The following is a 24,707-nucleotide window of genomic DNA, read 5'->3' as shown; positions in this document are numbered from 1 at the left end:
CAAACAAAAATTGAATGGATTTTAGATATCAGGATCCGTATCCTATTCAGAAAGATGATACGGTGTACAAGAAGCTTACATCAGATTATGTAAAGGTTGAAAAACTGGGTGACAGAGAAATTTTAACAGTAGATCCGAAAGGACTGGAGTTATTAGCTGAAGAAGCGATGGCAGATGTTTCTTTCATGCTTCGTTCTTCACACCTTGAAAGCCTTAGAAGAATTATTGATGATCCTGAAGCTACAGATAATGACAGATTCGTTGCTTATAATCTTTTGCAAAACGCTGCAGTAGCTGTGGAAGGAGCTCTTCCTTCCTGCCAGGATACAGGTACAGCTATCGTAATGGGGAAAAAGGGAGAAAATGTATATACGGGAGTAGATGATGGCGAATACCTGAGCAAAGGAATTTTCAATACCTATCAGAAAAGAAACTTAAGATATTCTCAAGTGGTTCCTTTAACCATGTTTGATGAAAAGAATTCAGGTTCTAACCTTCCTGCACAGATTGATATCTATGCTAAAAAAGGAGATTACTATGAATTTTTATTCTTAACAAAAGGAGGAGGTTCAGCCAATAAAACATTTTTATACCAAAAGACGAAATCTTTATTGAACGAGAAATCCCTTGAAGAATTCGTTAAAGAAAGAATCTCAGACCTTGGAACGGCTGCCTGCCCGCCCTACCACTTAGCGTTGGTAATCGGAGGAACTTCAGCAGAAGCCAATCTTGCTGCAGTGAAAAAAGCTTCAGCAAAATATTACGACCATCTTCCAACAGAAGGGAATGAGGCCGGACAGGCTTTCAGAGACCTTGAGTGGGAAGCTAAAGTTCAGAAAATCTGTCAGGAAAGTGCAATTGGGGCTCAGTTTGGAGGTAAATACCTTACTCACGACGTACGAGTGATCAGACTTCCAAGACACGCGGCATCTTGTCCGGTAGGAATGGGAGTTTCCTGTTCTGCAGACAGAAATATCAAAGGAAAGATCACAAAAGAAGGAATCTTCCTTGAGCAATTGGAGCAGGATCCGAAAAGATTCTTACCCGATACCCCTCCACATCTGGAAGAAGCTGTTGAGATCAACCTGAACAAACCAATGCCGGAAATTCTTGCAGAGCTTTCCAAATATCCGATCAAAACAAGATTAAAACTGAACGGAACCCTGATTGTTGCAAGAGATATCGCTCACGCAAAAATCAAAGAAATTATCGACAGCGGGAAACCAATGCCGGACTATTTCAAAAACCACCCGATCTATTATGCAGGACCTGCAAAAACTCCGGAAGGAATGGCTTCAGGAAGTTTCGGGCCTACTACTGCCGGAAGAATGGACGTTTATGTAGACGAATTCCAAAGCCACGGCGGAAGTATGATCATGCTGGCAAAAGGAAACAGAAGCAAAGATGTGACCAATGCATGTAACAAATACGGAGGTTTCTATCTCGGATCTATCGGAGGACCGGCTGCTATTCTTGCCAAAGACAATATTGTGTCTGTAGATGTAGTGGACTTCCCTGAATTAGGAATGGAAGCCGTAAGAAAAATTGAGGTAAAAGACTTCCCTGCATTCATCATTACCGATGATAAAGGCAACGATTTCTTTGCAGATCTTGCCCACTAATTAGTTTAAAATTAAAATAAATAACAAAATAGAACACTGATCTTTTGTGTAAAAAGGAAAAAAGTTCTATTTTTGCCTAAAATCTTTAAGAGAATGATAACGATTTTATCAGCATTTTGGCCGTTCTACCAGTTCCTATGGACTATATTCTTCATTACTATGTTCTTAGTAGGATTCTGGTGTATTTTCATGTTCTTCGGATTGGTAATTCCAATGTGGCTAACTGAAGGTTTAAAAGAATATTTCGGAAAAGTAAAGCCTTTCGACCCTGAAGATGTCAGAAGAAAGCTTGTTTCTGAACAGGAAGGCGTAGAGGTTATCTATAGCGAGCCTAAAGGAAACGGACCTTTCCTACACGATCACGGACATCATCATTAATTGATTGTCATTGCTTTTTCACCTGAATTCTGAAAAAGTAATATCAAAGCAAAACAATATATATAAACCGCTTAATGTATTTTAAGCGGTTTTTCTATTTATTATTTCTCAGTCTTTCAGGAGATACTCATATTTCTTTACAGCCACAACTATTGCACATTCTTTGATCATAATTTCTTCATCAGTGCCAAATGATTCCTGATCATTATTCATGCGTCTTTTTTTATTTTTTTCCGGGAAATTGAAATATTTGATAAAGGCAGATCGAAAATAGTGGCTATGAAAGAAAAATAATATTATATTCGATAAAAAATAAACAATGAAAAAAATATATTCTGTTGTTTTTCTGTTGATTACATTATTTGTTTTTGGACAGATCAATTATACCATTACACCCAATCCGTTCAATGAAACCGATGCCGTTACGCTTACGGTTCCCGGAAGTCAGATTGATGAATCTGCATGGGGTGTTTCCAATAATGCGATTTATATCTGGACCTGGTCTTTTGACACCAATTATCAGAACAGCCAGGATTGCCCTACCAATGGGAGCTGGAATAATTCCAACGATCTGAATAAACTGAATTATAATGCTGCAACAGACAGTTACTCACTTACTTTTACTCCAACCACTTTCTTTGGAAGAACAGGAATCGGCAGGTTTGGGTTTTTATTAAAAGATAAAACAGGAGCCCATCAGACTTCACCCGATATTTTTGTAAACGTAGGAATTTTAAGCTTAAACCTTACAAATCCTCTGGCAAATAGCCTGACCTCTGTCCCGGTGGGAAATTCCATCAATATTACCGCTGCAACCAATGTTAATGCAACATTTCAGTTAAAAGCCAACGGAACTGTCGTAAATTCTACCACAACTCCATCACAATCCTATTCTTATAACTATACCGTTACTCAGGATGCCAGTATGGAACTTGTTGCCACACAGGGAACCAATTCTAAAACGGCAGCATTCATTTTACAGGTACCGAGAAATGTAGTTTCTGAAGCAATACCCAACTGGATCAGACAGGGAATTAACTATCACCCGACAGATCAGACCAAAGTAGGGCTTGCCTTATATGCTCCGGGGAAAAGTTTTGTACATGTTATCGGAAGTTTCAATAACTGGGCGGTGAATGATACCTATTTGATGAAAAGAGATACTACAAATCCGGATTTGTACTGGATTGAATTAATCGGGTTAACTCCTCAGCAGCTCTATACCTTCCAATACAGAACGAACGATCTGAGAAAAGTGGCAGATCCATATTCTCCTCAAATCTTGTCTTCTTATGATGATCAATGGATTTCGGCTTCTACCTATCCGAATTTACCGGCATTTCCTGCCGGACAGGGTTTTGAAGTTTCAACATTTAAAACAGGGCAGGCGGCTTACAACTGGCAGGTGACCAGTTTTCAACGGCCGGCAAAAGAAAATCTGGTCGTCTATGAATTATTATTGAGAGACTTTACACAGGAAAAAAACTGGCAGTCATTGATTGATAAAATTACTTATTTAAAGAATTTAAAAATCAATGCTATAGAATTAATGCCGATCATGGAATTCGACGGAAACCTTTCCTGGGGATACAATACTTCTTTCCATTATGCATTGGACAAAGCTTATGGAACTCCGGAAAAATTCAAAGAATTTGTTGATCTCTGCCACCAGAACGGAATTGCCGTGATTCTGGATGTAGCATTTAATCATGCAACCGGCCGCTCTCCTTTAGTAAGACTTTGGAATATAGATCCCGATGGTGACGGCTATGGTGATGTTGCGGCAAACAATCCTTATTTCAATCAGGTCCCGAAACACTCCTACAATGTATTTAATGATTTTAACCATACCAGTCCTTCAACGCAATATTACGTTGAAAGATGTCTTCAGCAATGGCTGACTGAATATCACATAGACGGATTCCGCTGGGATTTAACCAAAGGATTTACTCAAAGTTGCTCTGAAAACGATGAAGTCTGCACTAATGCCTATCAGCAGGACAGAGTAGATATCATGAAACACTATGCAGACAGACAATGGGCTCTCGATCCGAACTCTTACATGATATTCGAACACCTGGGAACAGATGCGGAAGAACAGCAGTGGGCGAACTACAGAATAGCAGAAGGAAAAGGTGTTATGCTTTGGAATAAGCAGACAGATCCTTACAATCAGAATACAATGGGATATCAGGAAAACAGCAATTACGACCGTATGAACCATAGTCTTCACGGTTTTACCAATATGAGTGCTGTAGGCTATGGAGAAAGCCATGATGAAGAAAGGCTGATGTTTAAAAACCTTGCATACGGGGCAGTCAACGGAAGTTATAATGTGAAAAACCTGAATACTGCTCTTGAAAGAATGAAAACTTTCGGCGCAACCTTCTTTACCATTCCCGGCCCGAAAATGATCTGGCAGTTTGGAGAATTAGGATATGAATTCAGTATCAACAGGTGTGCAAACGGTACCATAGACAGCGGATGCAGAACAGATGAAAAACCTGTTGCTTTTACGTTAGGATACGATACCAATACAAACAGAAAGGCTGTTTACGATACATGGGCTAAAATCATCAATATCAGAAACACCTACCCGGTTTTTAAATCTAAAACATACAGCATAGAATCCAATAACCTTACGAATGACCCCAATGGTCTGATCACAAGAATCTATGTGTATGACGCTGCTATTATAACAGGAATAAAGAATGTCGTGGTATTAGCCAATTACACTACTTCCGTACAGAATGTGGTACCTTACTTCCCTTATGCGGGCCAGTGGCAGAACCTGATGGATAACAGCATTTCAAATATAATCTCCACAACGGCTCCGATTACTTTACAACCGGGAGAATTCAGAATCTTTGGAAATTATGCAGGCGCTTTGTCAACAGCAGATACCAATGCTGCCAACAAATTATCCCTTCAGATTGCAGATAACCCGGTTCGAAACGGAATAGCTAAGCTGGTTTTCAGCAAAGCGAAAAATGGAGAAATTTCAATTTTTGATATGACGGGTAAAAGACTGGATTCTTTCAAACTGAACAAAGAAAACGGTACGTTTGAAGCGAAAATCAGTTATCCTGCAGGAATGTATCTGGTACAGCTGAAATCGGATACAGGAATAGCCATTCAAAAGATGATTGCTCAATAAAATAAAATCATAAAAATTATAAAAAGGCAAATTTGCAGTATAGCAGATTTGCCTTTTTTGTACATTTAAAAAAATAGTCTACTTTTGCAGTAGATTTATCAAGAAAGGTGGAGGGATTTGGCCCAAAGAAACCTTAGCAACCTGCACGGTTCCAGCAGTGTAAAGGTGCTAATTCCAACCCTTAGGGGGAGATAAGTGAAGTCAATACTCTATATGAATTCCATTTCTTGAAATCTTATGTATCTGCGGAAACATCCGTCAGATCCACATTATTAATTGGCAAGAATAAAAATGAAAAAATTAAGTACAGCTGTATTATTGCTTGGAGCAATTCTGATCGCCGCTCAGGAAAGTGAGGAAAAAGGAAAACAGATTGAAGATATCATCATCGTCGGAAACCGGAATGTCAAAAGAACAAAGCTGGAAACACCGGTCCCTGTAGATGTAATTAATATTGATAAAATCCAGAGAAGTTCTCCACAAATGACGGCTCAGGATCTCCTGAACTATGTCATTCCTTCGTTTAACGCCGTGAGGCAGTCTGCTTCAGATGGTACAGAACATATTGATCCTGTAACTCTGAGAGGAATGGGGCCTGATCAGGTTTTGGTGCTGCTTAACGGAAAAAGAAGGCATTCTACGTCTCTGGTAAATTACCAGAATACAGTAGGAAACGGCTCTGTAGGGACAGATCTGAGTACCATCCCGGTGATTGCAATTGATAGGATTGAAGTCTTAAGAGATGGAGCTGCCGCACAATACGGTTCTGATGCCATTGCAGGAGTGATCAACATAATTCTTAAGAAAAATACCGGAGCTTCAGCAAGCCTTACCTATGGATTAACCGGAAGAAATGACGGCGACACTTACCAGGCCGGAGCCAACTACGGAACTTCATTAGGAAAAAAAGACAGTTATATTAATCTTTCATTACAATTAAGCCACAGAGGGAAAACCACAAGAACACAAAATCACGATCTTGATATTTTCGGGAATAATTTTGCGTATGCATTTGCTGATGATCCCGCAGCAGCAAGAGCGGCAGATGATGCAGAAATTGAAAAAAGGGGATTAACCCGTGACGATTTTAATTTTCAGATCGGAGACGCCCAGATCAGACAGGGACAGCTGTTTTTCAACGCAGAATACCCTTTTAACGATCATTTTATAATCTATTCTTTCGGAGGATTCAGTGTTAAAGAAGGAAAAGGGTTTGGTTTCAGAAGGCTTCCGGGCGAAACGTCTAATGTGGTTTCATCCATTTACCCGAACGGGTTTCAGGCAACGCTGGCATCTCAGGTGTATGATGTTTCTTATGCTGCAGGAGCAAAATATAATGTCAATGACTGGCTTTTTGACCTTAGCAATACCTTTGGAAGCAATACTTTCAATTATAATGTCAATAACACCAACAATGCATCTCTCGGCGCAAAATCACCCACCCGTTTTTATGCAGGTGCCCATAGTTTCCTTCAGAATACCATTAATCTTGATGTTTCTAAAAATATAAACCGTTTCAATATCGCATTCGGAGGCGAATTCAGATTTGAACAATACCAGATTAAAGCCGGCGATGAAGCATCTTATACCCAATATGACATCAATGGAAATGTTGCCACAGAAGGATCCACAGTGCTTGGCGCGGGCGGATCTCAATCCTTTATCGGATTTTCTCCAAATAATGCCTTGAAGAAAGACAGACATTCCACTGCGGTATATGCGGATGTTTCCTATGATTTAGATAAAAAACTGAACATTGATGCGGCTGCAAGATTTGAAAATTATTCAGATTTTGGAAATACGCTGAATGGAAAATTGGCGGTGCGGTATGAGTTTGTAAAAAACTATGCGGTAAGAGCAGCGGTAGGAACAGGATTCAGAGCACCTTCTCTTCAGCAGCAGTATTTTAATAACTCTTATGCCGATATTTCCACTTCCGGTTCCGGAATTGTAACCAAAGGGATTTTCAGAAATGATAGCGATGCAGCGAGAATTCTTGGATTTGATAAACTCAAACAGGAAACTTCTGTCAATGCAAGTGCAGGATTTACTCTGAAGCCATTTAATAAGTTGACTATTTCCATAGATGGATACTGGATAAAGGTAAAAAACAGGATTGTGATTACCAGCAATATTACCGATCCAAGACTGGATCAGTTTAAAGTTGAAAGCGGAAGATTTTTCGCCAATGCCATTGATACGGAAACAAAAGGAGTAGATGTAGTGCTTTCTTATGACTGGATTCTAGGTAATGGAAAATTAAATATGAATCTTGCCGGAAACTATACAGAAACAAAAATCACAGATTTCCATTTTCCGGAAAACTTAGGAACTCCGCAAAATGAATTCTTTGGACCGGATCAGATCAATATCATTGAAACTTTGTCACCCAAAACAAAAGCTTCATTAGGATTGAATTATGGAATGGGGAGGTTCAATTTTCTCGTAAGAAATACCTATTTTGGCAAAGTAATAAGAGATGGTTATCCTTTTGGAGGCGTCCAGGAATTCTCCCCAAAGGTAGTTACAGACATCAGTATTGGATATGATATTACAAAAAGTATCAACTTTACGGTAGGAGCTAACAATGTTTTTGATGTTTTCCCGGATCGTCAGATTTATGAAAATTCATATTATGGAGTATTCAAATATGCGCCGGTTCAGATGGGAACACTGGGAAATTATTTCTTTGGAAGGCTTAATTTTAATTTTTAATCATTAAATGAGTACTACCTCACATCAGATTGGCTGGAAAACAGCCGCAGCTATCGTGGTTTCCAATATGATCGGAACAGGAATTTTTACAACCCTGGGATTTCAGTTATCCGATATTACCAATACCTACAGTATTTTTTTGTTATGGAGTATCGGAGGAATTCTGGCTTTGTTCGGGGCTTTTTGCTACGCTGAATTAGGCTCGCATTTCAAAGGAAACGGAGGTGATTTTATCTATCTCAAAGAAACCTATCATCCGCTGTTTGGATACCTCATAAGCTGGGTTTCTCTGATTATTGGATTTTCCTCTCCTGTGGCGCTGGCAGCATTGGCGATGTCAAAATACCTCTCTGTATTTGATTATTCTTTTGGCAACGGTTTTGCGATTGCCGCCATCTTCCTGGTTGCGGTTGCGTTATCATTCAGTTTAAAGACATCCAGCAGGTTTCATAATTTTTTCACCTTCATCAAAATAGCCTTTATTATTGTATTGGTTATTTTGGGAGTTGGGCTTTCAGATTCACCACAGATTGGCAATAGTTTAAACTTCAGTGACAGCTGGAAAAATGAGATCATGCTTCCTGCATTTGCTACGTCTCTGGTATTTGTCACTTACTCTTACACAGGCTGGAATTCGGCTTCTTATATTGCCGGAGAAATAAAAGATGTTCAGAAAAACCTTCCAAAATCTTTGATTATAGGAACTGTTTTTGTGACGGTAAGCTATATTCTGGTGAATTATATTATGCTGAAGCATGCCCCAGTAAGTCAGCTGGCAGGAAAAGAAGACGTGATGGGTGAAGCCGCGATCAATATGCTGGGACCGGCATTTGGAAAAATTGTTAATATTTTTATCGCTCTGCAGCTGGTGGCAACCATTAGCGGATACCTGTGGGTAGGATCAAGATTAACGCAGGCTTTTGCAAAACATACCTATATCTGGAAACCATTATCGGCAGGTAACGAAAAAGGGATTCCGGTAAGAGCTATTTTTACCCATGCAGTGATCGCTGCTGTTATTATTCTGACGGGAAGTTTCAAAGAAATCTTCGTGTATACGGCTTTTATTTTACAGCTTTTCGCAAGTCTCGCAATTTCTACCGTATTTTTCCTGAAGAAAAAAGACAGAAAAATTTTTAAATCCAACGCGTTCCATATTTTTCCGGCTGTTTTTCTGCTGTTCAGTATATATATCCTTTATTTTACATTTATTCATAATCCTAAAGAAAGCCTGATAGGATTGGGAATTATTGCAGTAGGAATTGTTTTATATCTGATAGACAGAAGACTTTCCAGAAGATATTAAACATAAGTTTAATCTTATACAAAGTCTGATAAACCAATTTGCAAAACTGCCTTTTTGTGGTTTTGCTCCCTTTATCCCTAATGCTCAAAAATTTATGCTGATTTGGAATTTTAATTTTGAATTAATAATTCTTATCTTTGCACCCACAAAATTTCTACAATGTCTAAATCATTAATTCCAAAATTAGAAGCTATAAAACAAAGATATAATGAGGTTGCAGACCTTATTATACAGCCTGATGTTATTTCAGACCAAAAAAGATATTCTTCTTTGAACAAAGAATACAGTGATTTGGGAAAAATTGTAAGAGTTTACGATCAGTACAAAGGTGCACTGGATAGCATTGCAGAATCTGAGGAAATCATCGCAGATGGTTCAGACAGAGATCTGGTAGATCTCGCTAAAGAAGAAAAGCTGGAAGCGCAGGCTAAAATTCCGGGATTGGAAGAAGAGCTGAAAGTATTATTGATTCCTAAAGATCCCGCTGATGACAAAAACGTTATCGTAGAGTTACGTGCCGGAACAGGTGGTGATGAAGCAGCTATTTTCGTAGAAGATATCTACAGAATGTATACTATGTATTTCAAAACAAAAGGATGGAAACATGAAGTGACAGACTCTAACGAAGCTGCAAAAGGATACAAGGAATTGATCATGAAAGTGGAAGGAGAAGGCGTTTACGGAATTATGAAATTCGAATCAGGAGTTCACCGTGTACAGCGTGTTCCTGAAACAGAATCTCAGGGAAGAGTACACACTTCCGCCATTACAATTGCCGTTCTGCCGGAAGCTGAAGAAGTGGATGTAGAGATCAACCCTGCTGATATTGAAATGCAGACATCCCGTTCAGGAGGTGCCGGAGGTCAGAACGTAAACAAGGTTGAAACCAAGGTTCAGCTTACCCACAAGCCTTCAGGACTTGTAGTGGTATGCCAGCAGGCCCGTTCTCAGCTGGCTAACCGTGAATTGGCAATGGAAATGCTTCGTGCCAAGCTATACGATATTAAATTGCAGGAAGTTCAGGGAGATATTGCGGCGCAAAGAAAAACAATGGTATCTACAGGAGACCGTTCTGCAAAAATTAAAACGTACAATTATCCTCAGGGAAGAGTCACAGACCATAGAATTAACAAATCTATGTATAATCTGGATGCTTATATGAACGGCGATATCTCTGAAATGATCGATGCCGTAATTATGGCGGAAAATGCAGAGAAAATGAAGGGGGAAGAAGAAAATTATTAAAAATTACAATACATAAAACAAAGCCTCTGATCCTTCAGGGGTTTTGTTTTTTCCAAATGACTGAACATACAATATAGACTATGAAAAACTACAAAATTATTTTGATGCTGCTGCTTAGCATGATGGGGCAGCACCTTATGGCTCAGACTGAAGTAAAGAAACCTAAAGAAGCATTTGAATTGTTCTTCGGGACTTTCGTCAATAACGATGAAGCTGCCTTAAATAAGCTTAACGATTATTTAAGACCTACAGTAGAAGGACAAAATGCATACCAGGTAGATTTTAAAGAAACTTCAAAAGAAATGATGAACGGCAGTGTAGAAAACTTCCTGTCAGCTTTCCCGAAAGCTACGGCTGCAGCCTGTAAAAAAGAAGCAGAAGAGTATTTTACCGCGATGTTTGGGAACTTTAAAAAAGGAAAACTCACTGTTAAAAATGTAAAAGTTGTCCCTAATGAATATGTTAAAGATGAGAAAATTGCAGAAATTACGTATTCTGTAAATTTCCTGGTTCCGTCAAAATTAACCTCCGGGCCAAAAGGAGATCTTCATAAAATAAAAGCAGAAGACCTGAAGAAATATTTGATTCAGGCCGTTCAGGATTTTAAAAATGCTGATAAAACAGTAACCACAGATCAGAATTTTAATCTCTACGAACTGAAAGAAGGGGATAAAATATACTATTGGAATGGGAGCCCGGATGAGATTGTTACCAATCTTACCGATTTTTACTTCGAAAGTTTCGGAGCCAATGAATAACTGAAAATACTTTTATTAAAGAATAGAAAGTCCCAATTTGAAGGACTTTTTTTATTTCACATACTTTACGTATTTTTGAGAAAAACCGATCAGTATGAATTTTAAACCTATATTGTTAACTGCTGGAGTGTTGTTTTCAGCATCTTTTTATTCTCAGAAAATGAATTACCCTAAAGCATTAAAAGGAAACCAGACAGATACCTATTTCGGAAGCGCTGTTTCTGATCCTTTCAGAGATCTGGAAAATGATTCTGAACCTACAAAAAAATGGGTAGATGAAGAAGTTGCTTACAGCCAGAATTACCTTTCTAAAATTCCGTTCAGGGATAAAATAAAAAGCCAGCTGAAAGATATCTGGAACTATGAGAAAATTTCAGCACCTTTCAAAGAAGGAGATTATACCTATTATTATAAAAACGATGGTTTGCAGGCGCAGTCTGTTTTGTACAGAACAAACAACAAGACCAATGCAACAGAAGTATTTTTAGATCCTAATAAATTTTCGGAAAAAGGAACAACTTCTCTTTCCAACCTGTCATTCAACAAAAAAGGAAATCTTGCTGCTTATTCTATTTCTGAAGGAGGAAGTGACTGGAACAAGATTATAATCATCGATGCCGTTACCAAAAAACAGATTGATGAAACCTTACTGGATGTAAAATTCAGCGGAATTTCATGGCAGGGAGATGAAGGATTCTATTATTCAAGCTACGACAAACCAAAAGAAGGGACGGTACTTTCCGGAATGACGGATAAGCATAAAGTATACTTTCATAAGTTGGGAACAAAGCAGTCTGAGGATAAGTTGATTTTCGGAGGTGATAAAACGCCAAGAAGATATCTGAGTGCCGGCGTTTCTGAAGACCAGAGATATCTTATCATTTCTGCGGCAAATGCTACCAATGGTAATGAACTGTATATTAAAGACCTTAAAAAAGGAGGCGACTTTGTACAAATGGTAAACGGATTTGATATCAATGCCAGCATTGTAGATACACGGGGTGATGATCTTTTCATTTTTACAGATAAAGATGCTCCAAATATGCGTCTTGTAAAAACAACCATCAGCAATCCTGCTCCATCAACATGGAAAGATGTGATCCCACAGACCGGGAATGTATTGGGAATCTCTTCCGGTGGAGGATATTTCTTCGCAACCTACATGATTGATGCCATAGACCAGGTAAAGCAATTCGATAAAACAGGAAAGCTGGTTAGGGAAATTACCCTTCCCGGTAAAGGAAATGTTTCAGGATTTGGAGGAAAAGAAAAAGAGAAAGATGTTTATTTTTCTTTCAGCAATTATATTACACCGGGAACCACTTATAAATTTAATGTAGACTCAGGGAAATCTGAAGTATATCAAAAGCCGAAAGTGAAATTTAATCCGGATGATTATGTTTCAGAACAGGTATTTTATACTTCCAAAGATGGTACAAAAGTTCCTATGATGATTAATTATAAGAAAGGGACTAAGCTGGATGGCAAAAATCCAACCATTCTTTACTCTTATGGAGGGTTCAATATCAGCCTTCAGCCATCATTCTCTGTAGTAAACGCTATCTGGATGGAAAATGGCGGTATTTACGCTGTTCCAAACATCCGTGGAGGAGGTGAGTATGGTAAAAAATGGCACGATGCCGGAACAAAACAACAAAAGAAAAATGTTTTTGAAGACTTTATCGCTGCTGGGGAATATCTTCAAAGCAAAGGATATACTTCAAAAGAATATATGGCCCTGTCTGGAAGATCAAACGGAGGATTATTGGTAGGAGCAACAATGACTATGCGTCCGGATCTGGCAAGAGTAGCATTTCCGGGAGTTGGAGTTCTGGATATGCTGAGGTATAATAAATTTACAGCCGGAGCAGGATGGTCTTACGATTATGGTACTGCAGAAGACGGTAAAGAAATGTTTGAATACCTTAAATCATATTCTCCGGTACACAATGTAAAAGCAGGAACCTGCTATCCATCCACAATGATTATCACCAGTGATCATGATGACAGGGTAGTTCCGGCACACTCATTCAAATTCGGAGCAGAACTTCAGGAAAAGCAGGCTTGTAAAAATCCTATTCTTTTAAGAATTGAAAAGAATGCAGGACACGGTGCCGGAAGATCAACAGATCAGGTGATCAGTGAAAATGCAGATCTTATATCATTTGCTTTGTTTGAGATGGGAATAAAAAAATAATTTAAATTTATACCAATACAAAAGGTCAGGCATTTGCCTAGTTATGGTCGGAAGAAAATTCCGACCATTTTTGTTTTTAAGTTTTAAACACTTTGGTTGGATCGCCTCCTGCAAAAATGATTAAAATTGCAGTTATCATATCCCTAAGTTCCATTGCTATACGTCTTTTTGCTGTTTTGTAGCCTAAATTATTTGCTTTTTTGTAAATCAAAAGCAGCATTGAAGCAATCATGGTCATATAGACCATTACTTCAATTCCATTTTTGTTGAGTGAAACAAGATGGCTTAAATTCAGCTCTTGCTTCATAAATCTGAAAAATACCTCAATATCCCAACGCTTTTTGTAATAATCTGAAATATCTTGGGCAGAAAGTTCAAATTCATTCGTTAAAAACCAAAATTCTTTGTTTGTTTTTTCATTTTTGATGACCATCAATCGGAAGAATGTTTCCACCTTTTCTTCTCGATAATGCAGGTTTCCTCGCTTATTTTGTATAGGTTTTCCTGTGTAGAGTTTTACTTTACTGTCTTTAATAACTTTCCAATCATCCCATTTTATTGGATTTTCTGCTTTAAGAAAAGATCCAATCTCTTCAAATTTTCTGTTTTCTTTGGAACGAACAATAAATTTTATACACTTTTCTTCAAATTCTTTCATTGTTCTTGTGGATTGTAAACCTCTGTCTATGATATAAATATTATCGTGATATTCTTCTTTTTTTACCTGCTTCAAAATAGATTCAGCAAGGGCATTGTCTTCTGTCGAATATTTTTGTCCTGTAAAAATCTCTACTGCCGATGGTAGAATTCCATCAAATGAAAAACTGAATTTTACCAGCTTCTTACCGCTTTTCTGATCAATTCCTTCCTTAAGCTTGTTACAGGTATCGGCAACAGTGGTACTGTCAACCCTGATTAAATTATATTTTTCGATTTCGCTCCTCGAATAAAGTTCCGAAAACTTTCCGTACATCTGTTCATAGATTTCTTTGAAATAAGTAGAATCTATTTTTGAAAGACGCTCTGAAATCGAACTCCTTCGGACTTTTTCCTCTTCTCCTAAGCCGAATAATGCTTTGAATCCGCTGCTATTAAAGGTATCTTCCAGAGTTCTCTGACTTAATTTTTCGTTATCGAAAATGCAAAATAAAAGCAAGTAGAACATTTTTTTGCCATGCAAAACCTTACTGTAGTAATCTACTTTGGTGGTAGCAGAAAGATGGCTTAAAAGGGCTTCGGGAATAAACTCTAAAACATCTTTAAGTGATATTTTGTGATCCCTAAAAACTGACATAAATAATTGATTATCAATAATAAAGATACAAAATAAAAATCAAATAAACAAGTTAATTAATTGAATAACAATATGTTATGTTGTTTTTTAAAAAATCGGAAGATTTTATCTTCCGACCATGACTAGGCATTTGCCTGACTTTTTTCTTTTGCTAAAATTAAGAATAACAGACCGTTAACAGAAGTTTCATGTTTCGCTCAAAAAAATTAACTTTACGGAGACAAAAATAATTGGAATGCGAAAGACAGTTTCTGTGAAAAAACCGGATTTTATTGTATCACCTCTGGAAAAAGAGATTTACAATTTTGAAAAAGACGGGCTTGAACTCAAATCATCCTATGAGAAAAAAGATGTAAAAGATGAATCCTTAACACAGACTTCTCCGGGAATTGCACCCTATCTGAGAGGGCCATATTCCACGATGTATGTTCAAAAGCCATGGACGATCCGCCAGTACGCAGGGTTTTCCACAGCCGAAGAGTCCAATGCTTTCTACAGAAGGAATCTTGCTGCCGGTCAGAAAGGACTTTCAGTAGCATTTGACCTTGCAACACACAGAGGTTATGACTCTGACCATTCAAGAGTGGTGGGCGACGTAGGAAAAGCAGGTGTTGCCATCGATTCTGTGGAAGACATGAAAATTCTTTTCAATGAAATTCCATTAGATCAGATCTCAGTATCAATGACCATGAACGGGGCTGTACTTCCCATTTTGTCTTTCTATATCGTAGCGGCAGAAGAGCAGGGTGTAAAACAGGAATTACTTTCAGGAACCATTCAGAATGATATTTTGAAAGAGTTCATGGTAAGAAATACCTATATCTATCCGCCGGCGCCTTCTATGAAGATCATCGCAGATATTTTTGAATACACTTCGCAAAATATTCCAAAATTCAACTCTATTTCCATTTCAGGATACCATATGCAGGAAGCAGGTGCCACACCGGTTCTTGAAATGGCCTACACACTGGCAGATGGCCTTGAATATGTAAGAACAGGGATCAAGGCAGGAATGAATGTAGACGATTTTGCCCCAAGACTATCTTTCTTCTGGGCAATCGGGATGAATCATTTCATGGAAATTGCTAAAATGCGTGCTGCAAGATATATCTGGGCAACCCTTTTAAAACAGTTTAATCCTCAGAATCCAAAATCTCTGGCATTAAGAACCCATTCCCAGACTTCCGGGTGGTCTTTAACAGAGCAGGAACCTTTCAATAATATTACAAGAACAGCCATAGAGGCATTGTCTTCAGCATTAGGAGGAACACAGTCTCTCCACACCAATGCATTGGATGAAGCCATTGCCCTTCCTACGGATTATTCAGCAAAAATTGCAAGAAATACTCAGATCATTCTTCAGCAGGAAAGCGGCATATGTGATGTGGTAGATCCAATGGGTGGAAGTAACCTGGTAGAAAGCCTTACCCAGCAAATGATCGAAGAAGCGATGAGGTATATTGATGAGGTAGAACAGGAAGGAGGAATGACCAAGGCAATTGAAGCAGGAATTCCAAAAATGAGAATCGAAGAAGCAGCCGCTAAAAAACAGGCTAAGATCGATAGCGGTGAAGAATTTATTATCGGAGTGAATTCATTCAAATCCTCATTAAAGCAGGATCAGATAGAAATCTTAGATATTGATAATACAGAAGTTCGCAGAAAGCAGATCGAAAGGCTGAACACCATTAAAGCTGAAAGAAATACTGAAGCTGTAGAACAAATCCTCAATGAAATCCGTGAAAGCGCCCAAACAGGAAAAGGAAACCTTCTGGCATTATGTATTGAAGCAGCAAGAAGAAGAGTTACCCTTGGCGAAATGAGTGATGCCATGGAAGAAACCTTCGGAAGATATAAAGCAAATATTAAAACAATCTCTGGTGTATACGCAATGAATGCCGGTAAAAATGAATACTTTGAAAAAGCCCTTCATCTGACTCAGAAATTTGAAGAAGAAGAAGGACGCCGCCCAAGACTAATGGTAGCCAAAATGGGACAGGACGGACACGACAGAGGAGCAAAAGTGGTAGCAACAGCATTTGCCGATATGGGATTTGATGTGGATGTTGCTCCATTGTTCCAGACACCGGAAGAAGTAGCTAAACAGGCCGTAGAAAATGATATTCACATTTTAGGAGTATCATCATTGGCCGCCGGACACAAAACATTAGTTCCGCAAGTCGTAGAAGAATTATCCAAATTGGGTGCAGATGATATTACCATTGTGGTAGGAGGAGTAATTCCACAACAGGATTATGAATTCCTTTATGCCAACGGTGCTGACTTTATTTTCGGACCTGGAACCAACCTTCCGAAATGTGCAGTGGAAATTTTAGAAAGATTTTTAGAAAAATAAACAGAAAAGTTTTAATTTCAGCACAGAAATTAAAAGCATACCTATGAATCTGAAAAATATGATAAAGCCTACAAGGAAAAAACTGTTTCTTCTTGTAGGCTTATTTATTATTACCGGGGTTTTCCTGTTAGGTTTAGGTAAGGAAAATATACTGATACAAAGTTCGCGGGTTGTAGCAGACACCGCTATGGTTAAAAAGCATTTGACGGCACTTACCCAAACTCCACAATTCCGTAATCATAAAAATATTGACCAGCTGAATGCAGTTGCAGACTATATCCATCAGACTTTCAATATCTATGGCGACAGCACCGCTTACCAGGAATATAAAGTGGATGGGAAAATATATAAGAACATAATTACCTCTTTTGGAACAGAAAACAAAAAACGGATCATCATAGGAGCTCATTACGATGTTTGCGGAGATCAGCAGGGTGCAGATGATAATGCAACCGGAGTTACGGCCCTCCTGGAACTGGCAAGAATGCTTAAAGGACAAAAGCTGAACTATAGAATAGATCTTGTGGCTTATACCTTGGAAGAACCTCCTTATTTCAGAACCGAAAACATGGGAAGTTATGTCCATGCGAAATACTTAAAAGACAATAATATTGATGTGTATGGAATGGCCAGCGTGGAAATGATTGGATATTTCAGAGATGAAAAGGGATCACAGAGCTTTCCTTTAGGGATCCTTTCATGGTTTTACGGTGATAAAGGAGACTTTATTACTTTAGCTAAAAAGTTCAGTGGGGCAGGTCCGTTTGTAAAAAACTTTATTAGCAATTTTAAAGGTTCAAAGCAGATCAAAGCAGAAACTTTTCCAGCACCTAAATTTGTAGCAGGAATAGATTTTTCCGATCATCTCAACTATTGGAATTTTGATTTTCCGGCACTCATGATCACGGATTCATCTTTTTTCAGAAATAAAAATTATCACGAACCTACAGACACTCTGGAAACCCTCGATACAAAGAGAATGACAAAAGTTATTGATGCTATTTTTCTCAGTATTATTCACCTTAAGTGAAAAAAATAATTTTGATTCTCAGAAAAATGTATATATTTGCACCTGAAAATCAAGTTTAACCAATAAAAAAACAACGAAGCAATGTTCAGAACAAAACAGAATTCTACAGTTGGATTGCCACTTATGGTGGTAAGGCTTCGCGGTTTGGTACATTCTTAGAATAACAGTACAATGAAATATCAAAACCCGAAGTCGTAGAGATTTCGGGTTTTTTATTGCGCAATATTTCAAACTCCAAGTTTACCCCGAAATCTTTTTAGTGTCATTAAAGACAAAATAGGATGAGGTTCATTCCTCAGAACTATTAATGTCTATTATTAATCCATCCAACTAATATTTTAGTTGATTAAAAGTTATGTGAGATAAAATGAAAAACTTTTACAGTCTCGCATCATACTTCTATGAACAATGGAAAATGATAACCTTCTGCATTTCCGCCTGAGAAGCGTTAGGAGCAGAAAAAGAACAATTAGAAAAGATGTAGAAAAGCAGATAAGAACAAAATACAAACGTAGTAGAGAACTCTGGAAAATAAGAAGAAATCTTCCGTTGATACCATTAGATAAACCTTATCAAAAAGGATTTGTAAGATTCTTTGTCGTAAGGGATGATGTAAAACAATCCAGGGACGGAGATTTTTTCGAAGGAATTTTAAAGAAGATAAATACCTATATGTATTCTGATAACCGAAAATTTCTAAAAAAGAAAAGAAAGTTCGGAAGAAAGATATATGTAGAAAGAGAACAGAAGCTCAGGTATATTACTTCATTTTCCTGGAATTACCCAAAATGGAACTTACCGACAGAGAAAGACAATACTTTGAAAAGAAGGATGACTACTGTCCTGTCCGTAAAATATTCGGAACCTACTATATATTTACCGAACCATGGAGATTTACTCTGAGAGTAAAGCCCAATATGATTACCCATTACAGACCCTTGGATTTGGAGCTGGAAAAAGAATATGCAGCGCTGGATTCCTATTTGGGACAGCATAAGGTAATAGGGATTATGCACAAGACTATTTTATGTAAGTCGAATCCATGGAAAGAAAAGTATCAAAGAAAACTTATCAAAAGCAGGAAATATGTTACCTGCACAATGTCTGCAACAGAGGTTGCAGAAAGCTTACAGGACGTATAAGTCCAAATGTTATTTAAAACAAAAACAATGGGAAATTTAAAACTAAAAGGAAAAGATATATTAAAACTGGGCTATCCGAATAACCAAAGCGTAAACGTGGCATTGGAAGTCATGAAAAGAAATTTTGCAACCAAAAATATTCACCATGTAAAATCTCTGTTAAAGGAAATCCTGCTGAATCCGGAGAATTTTGAAAAAGATCTCACCTTCGGACAGATTGCAGAAACCTTACTTTCATCTAAAAAGACAGAAAAGAGAATGCTGAATTCACAGCGTGCTTCATTTCAGATTTTTGGAAACAATATCTCGGAAGAGGCAAAAAATCAGCTGTACACTGCTTTGAAACTGCCTGTTTCTACTCAGGGAGCATTAATGCCTGATGCCCACAGCGGGTATGGACTTCCAATAGGAGGTGTTCTGGCAGTGGAAAATGCGGTAATTCCCTACGGAGTAGGTATGGATATTGGCTGCAGGATGAGCCTCAGTATTCTGGATACACCCGTTTCATATCTTGACGGAGCAAGAGATAAATATGAAAAAGCACTTGCCGAACATACCAAATTCGGAATGTATGAAACACACAAATCTCACATAGATCATGAGATTTTTGACAGAGATACGTTCGATATGATCCCGGTCTTAAGAAGATTGAAGGGAAAGGCCATCAAACAGATGGGATCCTCAGGCGGAGGAAACCACTTTGTTGAATTCGGAGAAGTGGAAATCACCGAAGAAGACGAACAAATTGGCCTGCCAAAAGGAAAATATCTGGGAATACTTTCTCACAGCGGTTCGAGAGGCCTCGGAGCAGAGATCGCACAGTATTACTCAAGAGTGGCAGCAGAACAGTGTCCGTTACCCAAAGAAGCTCAAAACTTCGCATGGCTGGACCTTAGTGCCCATCTTGGACTGGAATACTGGACGGCAATGAATCTTGCAGGAGATTATGCCTCAGCCTGTCATGATGATATTCACAGAAGGCTGGTAAAAGCAGTCGGTGGAAGAGTAAAAGCAAGAATTGAAAATCATCACAACTTTGCTTGGAAGGAAATTCATAACGGTAAAGAAGTGATCGTTCACAGAAAAGGTGCTACTCCTGCCAATGTAAACGAATTGGGAATGATCCCCGGATCCATGACTGCAAAAGGATTTATCGTTCGCGGTAAGGGAAATCCGGAATCCCTGAATTCGGCTTCACATGGAGCAGGAAGAGCCCATTCAAGAGGTGAATGCAGAAGCCTTTTCACTCAACATGATATCAAAAAAGAATTGAAATTGAAAAATGTCACGCTTATGGGCGGAAATGCAGAAGAAGCACCTATGGCCTACAAAGACATTAACGAAGTGATGAAGGCACAGAGCGAATTGGTAGATATCCTGGGAACATTCCAGCCAAGAATTGTGAGAATGGACAAATAATTAGTCTAATACTTTACAACCTTATAGGTTTCCAAAACCTATAAGGTTTAATAATATACCAACATAAAAAGTGGAAAAATTAATACAGATCACTTCAGGAAGAGGTCCTTTAGAATGCCAGTGGGTTGCAGCTAAGGTTCTGAAGACCTTCCTTGAAGAGGCAAAACAAAATACAATAGAATACGAAATCATTCATCGTGAAAACGGTGATGAAAACCTGACATTAAGATCAGTGACTGTCCTTTTAAGAGGAAAAGACTTAAGTCCGTTTTTAAAAAGCTGGCTGGGGAGTGTTTGCTGGATTGGAAAAAGCACATTCAGAAAGCTGCATAAAAGAAGCAATTGGTTTATCGGGATTTTTGAACTGGAGAATGTAAAAATGATCGAATTCAATGAAAAAGATATCCGGTTTCAGACAGCGAGAAGCCAGGGAAGCGGCGGGCAAAACGTAAACAAGGTGAATACTGCCGTGCGTGCCACCCATATTCCTACTAATGAGACTGTTTTTGTACAGGATTCCCGTTCACAGCTGGAGAATAAAAAACTTTCCGTGAGCAGGCTCAAACAGAAGGTAATGGCTGTTTATATTCAACAACTGGAAACAAAACTGAAAGAAACCTGGTCTCTCCAGATGCAGGTAGAACGCGGAAATCCGGTTCGCACATTCTCAGGAACAGATTTTAAAAAAAATTACGAAGAAAAGACATTCAAAAAACAAAGGAATGCCTTGAAAAATGAACTCAAAAACTACAAAAATGACCTTAACTAAAAGCAAATATTATTTTGAAGCGCTAGACTATTTTCCATTCAATATTTCTGAATGCATGGATGCGCTGAACTATGCACTGTCCTATGAACCCGAAGATGCAGACAGCCTTTGCCTGATGGGAAGAGTCTATTCTGAAATTCTAAAAGATTATGAAACAGCCAAAAAATATTTTGATGAAGCGATGCAGAGTAATATCGGAAATATCAATACTCCCAAATATTACATCGAATGTCTTTTGAATAATGAAGACTATAAGGAAGCAGAAAAATTAATTGAATTTGCGTTAAAGCTAAAAGGGATTGATAAGGCCGAAATGCTCAACTGTAAATCTTCTTTACTTGAAAGAAAGAATGAGTATAAACAAGCCCTGGAAATACTTAAGGATGCTAAAAAGTTTTGCTATTGCAGCTCTATGCTTGAAATTTTGGAAGACAGAGAAAAAATGATTAAAAGTAAAATGCCTGAAACACAGACTATAGAGAAAGAGGAGATCAAATAAATCTCCTTTTTTGATAAAATAGCGGGTTCTGTAAGCCATTTATCAAAAAATGATCTTATTCAAAAGTTAAAATTATAAAACAAAAACTTTAAAAGAATAAATAATATGATAAAAAAAAATCAAAAATGAAGGGATATTGAGGTATTTTTAATTTTCATGTTTTTTTGTAAGTTATTAATATTTAATGTTTTATATATTTATCTTCCTAAAAAACAACAGATGAATAAAAATTTCTTTTTATTAACGTTTTCGGTAGCCGCATTTTTTGCTTTCGAAAATGTTTGTGCCCAAAATTCTGCAGAGCTCATTCAGGACTATTATCACAAGAATGGGCAGTTAGCACAAAAGAGTAATAATGATGCATCAGGAATCATTATCCTGAATGAAGATCCTTCAGAAAGTCTTAAAGCCCGTATTGTAGATGTGCAGCAAACGTATAATGGCCTTAGGATCTACAATGCTTTAGGAAAAGTAGTGATCAGAGAAAATAAGATTATATCAGAGAAAAATGAATTTAAAAGAAATGTAGTTGTTGCTGATCAGAAAAGCACTGTTCTAAAATTTTCAGACGATCTTATCAAGAGCAAGCTGGGGCTGAAGGATGTTTCTGAAATAAATTACTCTTCAGAGGTGTATTTTGAAAAGAATGGTATATATGTACTTTCAAAAGAATTGTTTGTTTCTGATAAAAACTCTGCTGATGTATGGCATGTAATAGCAGATGCAGGTACTGGTGAAATCCTCACCAAAGATAATATGACAGTCAGCTGTAGCTTTGAAAATAATGCAGATGATCATAGCCGTACCGAAACACCGGAAGTATCTCACACTGCTTATACCGCGCTTGCCGGCACAGAAGAAAAAGAAAGAATCAAAACGGCTTCCAGGCTGCTGCCTAATAATGCATCTTACAAAGTGTATCCATTACCAACAGAAGCTCCTACATTTGGTCCCCGTTCTCTGATCAGCAACCCCTGGGATCTTACCGCATCCCCGGAAGGCTGGCATTCTGACGGGACCAACAGCTATACGATAACAAGAGGAAATAATGTTTATGCCTATTCTGATCAGAATAACACCAATACACCGGGCTATTCTCCGGATGGCGGAAGTTCCCGTATTTTTGATTTTCCTTTTGCGGATGGAAGATATGATAACCCTTTTACCTACAAAGATGCTGCTATCACAAATTTATTTTATATGAACAATAAGATGCATGATCTTTTCTATAAATTCGGATTTACAGAATCTGCCCGAAACCTTCAGACCAATAATTTTGGAAATGGCGGTATAGGTGGAGATGCTGTCAGAGCAGAAGCTTTTGACGGCAGCGGTCTTAATAATGCCAATTTTAGCCCTGGCTATGAAAAGATGGTCAACGGACAGCCGCAGGTACAGACTCCCAGAATGCAAATGTTTCTGTATGATAGAATACAAACAGCTGACGATCCGATAGTCAGATATCAGTATAATTCTCCTGCTTCCATTGTGAACAGACCAAAAGTAATGACTGCAGGAGCGTCGTTTGGCCCCTTGTATGGTCCTCCCGTAACAGGAGACCTGGCAGTTTCGGTACCTGCTGATGCGTGTACCGCACCTGCCGCCGGAAGCCTGGCTAATAAAATTGCAATCATAACATCTGCTAATTGTGAATTCGGTCTTAAAGCCCTCAACGCACAGAATGCAGGAGCTGTGGGGGTAATTATGTATAGACCTTCTTCCGATATACCATCTGCAATGGGTGCAGGAAATTATGGAACGCAGGTAACCATTCCTGCTATCAATATAGGGAAAACAGAAGGTTTATTCCTGATCGGTGAACTCAATAACGGAAGTACAATCAATACAACGCTCAATTTTGATTATAGTGGTTTTAAGAATGCATGTTATGATAATGGTACTATGGCTCATGAGTACGGACATGGAATATCCAACCGGCTGACCGCACAGGGCTATAGTTGTCTCTCATCTACCAACAGCACGGAACAGATGGGTGAAGGCTGGTCAGATTTCTTTGGAATTATGGTGACCGCCAGACCCGGAGACACTTCGTCTATTGCCAGAGGACATTCAACTTATACGAAAAACGAGCCTACAACCGGGAATGGCAACAGGCTGGCCAAATATTCCCCTGATTTTAGCATCAATGATTATACCTACGGGAAAACAAATACAAATACAGAAGTTCATCAGATAGGCTTTATATGGGCAACCATGCTTTGGGATCTGGCCTGGAAGTATATCGAAAAATATGGATATAATAATGATGTGCTGGCAAGCAGCGCTTCAGGAAACGCAAAGGTTCTTCAGATTGTCATTAACGGGCTTAAGCTGCAGCCATGCAGCCCCACTTTTATTGATGGAAGAGATGCCATCCTTCAAGCAGATGTTATCGGGAATGGAGGAGCTGATAAATGTATGATCTGGAATACATTTGCAAGAAGAGGGTTAGGTGTTAATGCTTCTGCTGGCAGTAAAACAGTAGCCAATGACCAGGTTGAAGATTTTACCGTACCTGCAGAATGCAATACAGCCCTGGCCGCCCAGGAAATTAAAACATTAGACTCCAGGTTTATTGTTTTTCCTAATCCTACTTATGATGAATTTTTTATTGGAAATATTGATAAATCTTCTAAAGAAGTTAAAATTACAATGTTTGATATGTCCGGTAAATTAGTATTGGCAGATTCCAGAGAATCAGGATCGAAAAAGGCTGTTTCTACAAAAGGACTTCAGAAAGGAGTATATATGGTTCACATCAGTCAGGGAGATCAGTCCCAGGTTGAAAAACTTATTGTAAGATAGTCATTGATAATTGTG

Annotated in this window: 17 protein-coding genes and 1 riboswitch; of the genes, 16 read left to right on the top strand and 1 reads right to left on the bottom strand. The window is 38.3% G+C overall.

The window, feature by feature from the left end; translation table 11 throughout:
* Nucleotides 1-14: 14 nt before the first annotated feature.
* The 8 genes from ACP3T3_RS13660 (at nt 15) to ACP3T3_RS13625 (ending at nt 13,378) form a co-directional block, all read left to right on the top strand.
* Complete coding sequence (locus ACP3T3_RS13660; RefSeq protein ID WP_426476395.1) at nt 15-1,622, top strand: fumarate hydratase; 1,608 nt, start codon at nt 15-17, stop codon at nt 1,620-1,622.
* Nucleotides 1,623-1,715: 93 nt separating this feature from the next.
* The gene (locus ACP3T3_RS13655; RefSeq protein WP_426476394.1) at nt 1,716-2,000 is read left to right on the top strand and encodes a hypothetical protein; all 285 of its coding nucleotides are present in this window, start codon (nt 1,716-1,718) and stop codon (nt 1,998-2,000) included.
* 319 nt (nt 2,001-2,319) lie between these two features.
* Nucleotides 2,320-5,157, top strand: a complete 2,838-nt coding sequence (locus ACP3T3_RS13650; RefSeq protein ID WP_426476393.1) for an alpha-amylase family glycosyl hydrolase — start codon at nt 2,320-2,322, stop codon at nt 5,155-5,157.
* A 92-nt stretch (nt 5,158-5,249) separates the two neighbouring features.
* Nucleotides 5,250-5,355, top strand: a riboswitch (SAM riboswitch).
* Nucleotides 5,356-5,448: 93 nt separating this feature from the next.
* Nucleotides 5,449-7,872 carry a TonB-dependent receptor plug domain-containing protein gene (locus ACP3T3_RS13645; protein WP_426476392.1) on the top strand — a complete coding sequence of 808 codons (2,424 nt, stop codon included), beginning with the start codon at nt 5,449-5,451 and terminating at the stop codon, nt 7,870-7,872.
* Nucleotides 7,873-7,879: 7 nt separating this feature from the next.
* Nucleotides 7,880-9,178, top strand: a complete 1,299-nt coding sequence (locus ACP3T3_RS13640) for an APC family permease (RefSeq protein ID WP_426476391.1) — start codon at nt 7,880-7,882, stop codon at nt 9,176-9,178.
* A 159-nt stretch (nt 9,179-9,337) separates the two neighbouring features.
* Nucleotides 9,338-10,423 carry a peptide chain release factor 1 gene (gene prfA / locus ACP3T3_RS13635; RefSeq protein ID WP_426476390.1) on the top strand — a complete coding sequence of 362 codons (1,086 nt, stop codon included), beginning with the start codon at nt 9,338-9,340 and terminating at the stop codon, nt 10,421-10,423.
* An 80-nt stretch (nt 10,424-10,503) separates the two neighbouring features.
* The gene (locus ACP3T3_RS13630; protein ID WP_426476389.1) at nt 10,504-11,181 is read left to right on the top strand and encodes a hypothetical protein; all 678 of its coding nucleotides are present in this window, start codon (nt 10,504-10,506) and stop codon (nt 11,179-11,181) included.
* 94 nt (nt 11,182-11,275) lie between these two features.
* Nucleotides 11,276-13,378, top strand: coding sequence for a prolyl oligopeptidase family serine peptidase (locus tag ACP3T3_RS13625; RefSeq protein ID WP_426476388.1), 2,103 nt, complete (start codon nt 11,276-11,278; stop codon nt 13,376-13,378).
* A gap of 76 nt (nt 13,379-13,454) precedes the next feature.
* Here the strand turns inward: ACP3T3_RS13625 and ACP3T3_RS13620 are convergent, their stop codons facing one another.
* A complete protein-coding gene (locus tag ACP3T3_RS13620; protein WP_426476387.1) occupies nt 13,455-14,672 on the bottom strand; it encodes an IS4 family transposase in 1,218 nt (405 codons plus the stop codon).
* Nucleotides 14,673-14,907: 235 nt separating this feature from the next.
* On the opposite strand from ACP3T3_RS13620, the gene scpA reads away from it, so the two are divergent.
* The 8 genes from scpA to ACP3T3_RS13580 all read left to right on the top strand — a co-directional run bounded on the left by scpA (nt 14,908) and on the right by ACP3T3_RS13580 (nt 24,692).
* Complete coding sequence (gene scpA, locus ACP3T3_RS13615) at nt 14,908-17,028, top strand: methylmalonyl-CoA mutase (protein WP_426476386.1); 2,121 nt, start codon at nt 14,908-14,910, stop codon at nt 17,026-17,028.
* A 43-nt stretch (nt 17,029-17,071) separates the two neighbouring features.
* Nucleotides 17,072-18,058: a M28 family peptidase gene (locus ACP3T3_RS13610; RefSeq protein ID WP_426476385.1), complete on the top strand. Its 987-nt coding sequence runs from the start codon at nt 17,072-17,074 to the stop codon at nt 18,056-18,058.
* A gap of 408 nt (nt 18,059-18,466) precedes the next feature.
* Complete coding sequence (locus tag ACP3T3_RS13605) at nt 18,467-18,961, top strand: hypothetical protein (protein ID WP_426476384.1); 495 nt, start codon at nt 18,467-18,469, stop codon at nt 18,959-18,961.
* A gap of 14 nt (nt 18,962-18,975) precedes the next feature.
* Nucleotides 18,976-19,200: a hypothetical protein gene (locus tag ACP3T3_RS13600; protein ID WP_426476383.1), complete on the top strand. Its 225-nt coding sequence runs from the start codon at nt 18,976-18,978 to the stop codon at nt 19,198-19,200.
* A 27-nt stretch (nt 19,201-19,227) separates the two neighbouring features.
* Nucleotides 19,228-20,619, top strand: coding sequence for an RtcB family protein (locus tag ACP3T3_RS13595; RefSeq protein WP_426476382.1), 1,392 nt, complete (start codon nt 19,228-19,230; stop codon nt 20,617-20,619).
* Nucleotides 20,620-20,689: 70 nt separating this feature from the next.
* Nucleotides 20,690-21,388: a peptide chain release factor H gene (gene prfH / locus ACP3T3_RS13590; protein ID WP_426476381.1), complete on the top strand. Its 699-nt coding sequence runs from the start codon at nt 20,690-20,692 to the stop codon at nt 21,386-21,388.
* A complete protein-coding gene (locus ACP3T3_RS13585) occupies nt 21,375-21,887 on the top strand; it encodes a tetratricopeptide repeat protein (protein ID WP_426476380.1) in 513 nt (170 codons plus the stop codon). Before prfH ends, ACP3T3_RS13585 begins: the two co-directional genes overlap by 14 nt.
* Before the next feature lie 219 nt (nt 21,888-22,106).
* Nucleotides 22,107-24,692: a T9SS-dependent M36 family metallopeptidase gene (locus tag ACP3T3_RS13580; RefSeq protein ID WP_426476379.1), complete on the top strand. Its 2,586-nt coding sequence runs from the start codon at nt 22,107-22,109 to the stop codon at nt 24,690-24,692.
* Nucleotides 24,693-24,707: the final 15 nt, after the last annotated feature.

Origin of the sequence: Chryseobacterium sp. CBSDS_008 (assembly GCF_049959325.1) — a bacterium.
Taxonomy (GTDB): domain Bacteria; phylum Bacteroidota; class Bacteroidia; order Flavobacteriales; family Weeksellaceae; genus Chryseobacterium.
The sequence above is the reverse complement of the archived record's forward strand: the minus strand, read 5'-3'. Positions and strand labels throughout refer to the sequence as shown.

Bases quoted from the DNA above. Each gene is read 5' to 3' on its own strand.
- ACP3T3_RS13620 (WP_426476387.1), bottom strand. From the start codon at position 14,672: ATGTCAGTTTTTAGGGATCACAAAATATCACTTAAAGATGTTTTAGAG.
- scpA (WP_426476386.1), top strand. From the start codon at position 14,908: ATGCGAAAGACAGTTTCTGTGAAAAAACCGGATTTTATTGTATCACCT.
- ACP3T3_RS13605 (WP_426476384.1), top strand. From the start codon at position 18,467: ATGGAAAATGATAACCTTCTGCATTTCCGCCTGAGAAGCGTTAGGAGC.
- ACP3T3_RS13610 (WP_426476385.1), top strand. From the start codon at position 17,072: ATGAATCTGAAAAATATGATAAAGCCTACAAGGAAAAAACTGTTTCTT.
- ACP3T3_RS13580 (WP_426476379.1), top strand. From the start codon at position 22,107: ATGAATAAAAATTTCTTTTTATTAACGTTTTCGGTAGCCGCATTTTTT.
- ACP3T3_RS13585 (WP_426476380.1), top strand. From the start codon at position 21,375: ATGACCTTAACTAAAAGCAAATATTATTTTGAAGCGCTAGACTATTTT.
- ACP3T3_RS13660 (WP_426476395.1), top strand. From the start codon at position 15: ATGGATTTTAGATATCAGGATCCGTATCCTATTCAGAAAGATGATACG.
- ACP3T3_RS13600 (WP_426476383.1), top strand. From the start codon at position 18,976: ATGATTACCCATTACAGACCCTTGGATTTGGAGCTGGAAAAAGAATAT.
- prfA (WP_426476390.1), top strand. From the start codon at position 9,338: ATGTCTAAATCATTAATTCCAAAATTAGAAGCTATAAAACAAAGATAT.
- ACP3T3_RS13595 (WP_426476382.1), top strand. From the start codon at position 19,228: ATGGGAAATTTAAAACTAAAAGGAAAAGATATATTAAAACTGGGCTAT.
- ACP3T3_RS13640 (WP_426476391.1), top strand. From the start codon at position 7,880: ATGAGTACTACCTCACATCAGATTGGCTGGAAAACAGCCGCAGCTATC.
- ACP3T3_RS13655 (WP_426476394.1), top strand. From the start codon at position 1,716: ATGATAACGATTTTATCAGCATTTTGGCCGTTCTACCAGTTCCTATGG.
- ACP3T3_RS13625 (WP_426476388.1), top strand. From the start codon at position 11,276: ATGAATTTTAAACCTATATTGTTAACTGCTGGAGTGTTGTTTTCAGCA.
- ACP3T3_RS13630 (WP_426476389.1), top strand. From the start codon at position 10,504: ATGAAAAACTACAAAATTATTTTGATGCTGCTGCTTAGCATGATGGGG.
- ACP3T3_RS13645 (WP_426476392.1), top strand. From the start codon at position 5,449: ATGAAAAAATTAAGTACAGCTGTATTATTGCTTGGAGCAATTCTGATC.
- ACP3T3_RS13650 (WP_426476393.1), top strand. From the start codon at position 2,320: ATGAAAAAAATATATTCTGTTGTTTTTCTGTTGATTACATTATTTGTT.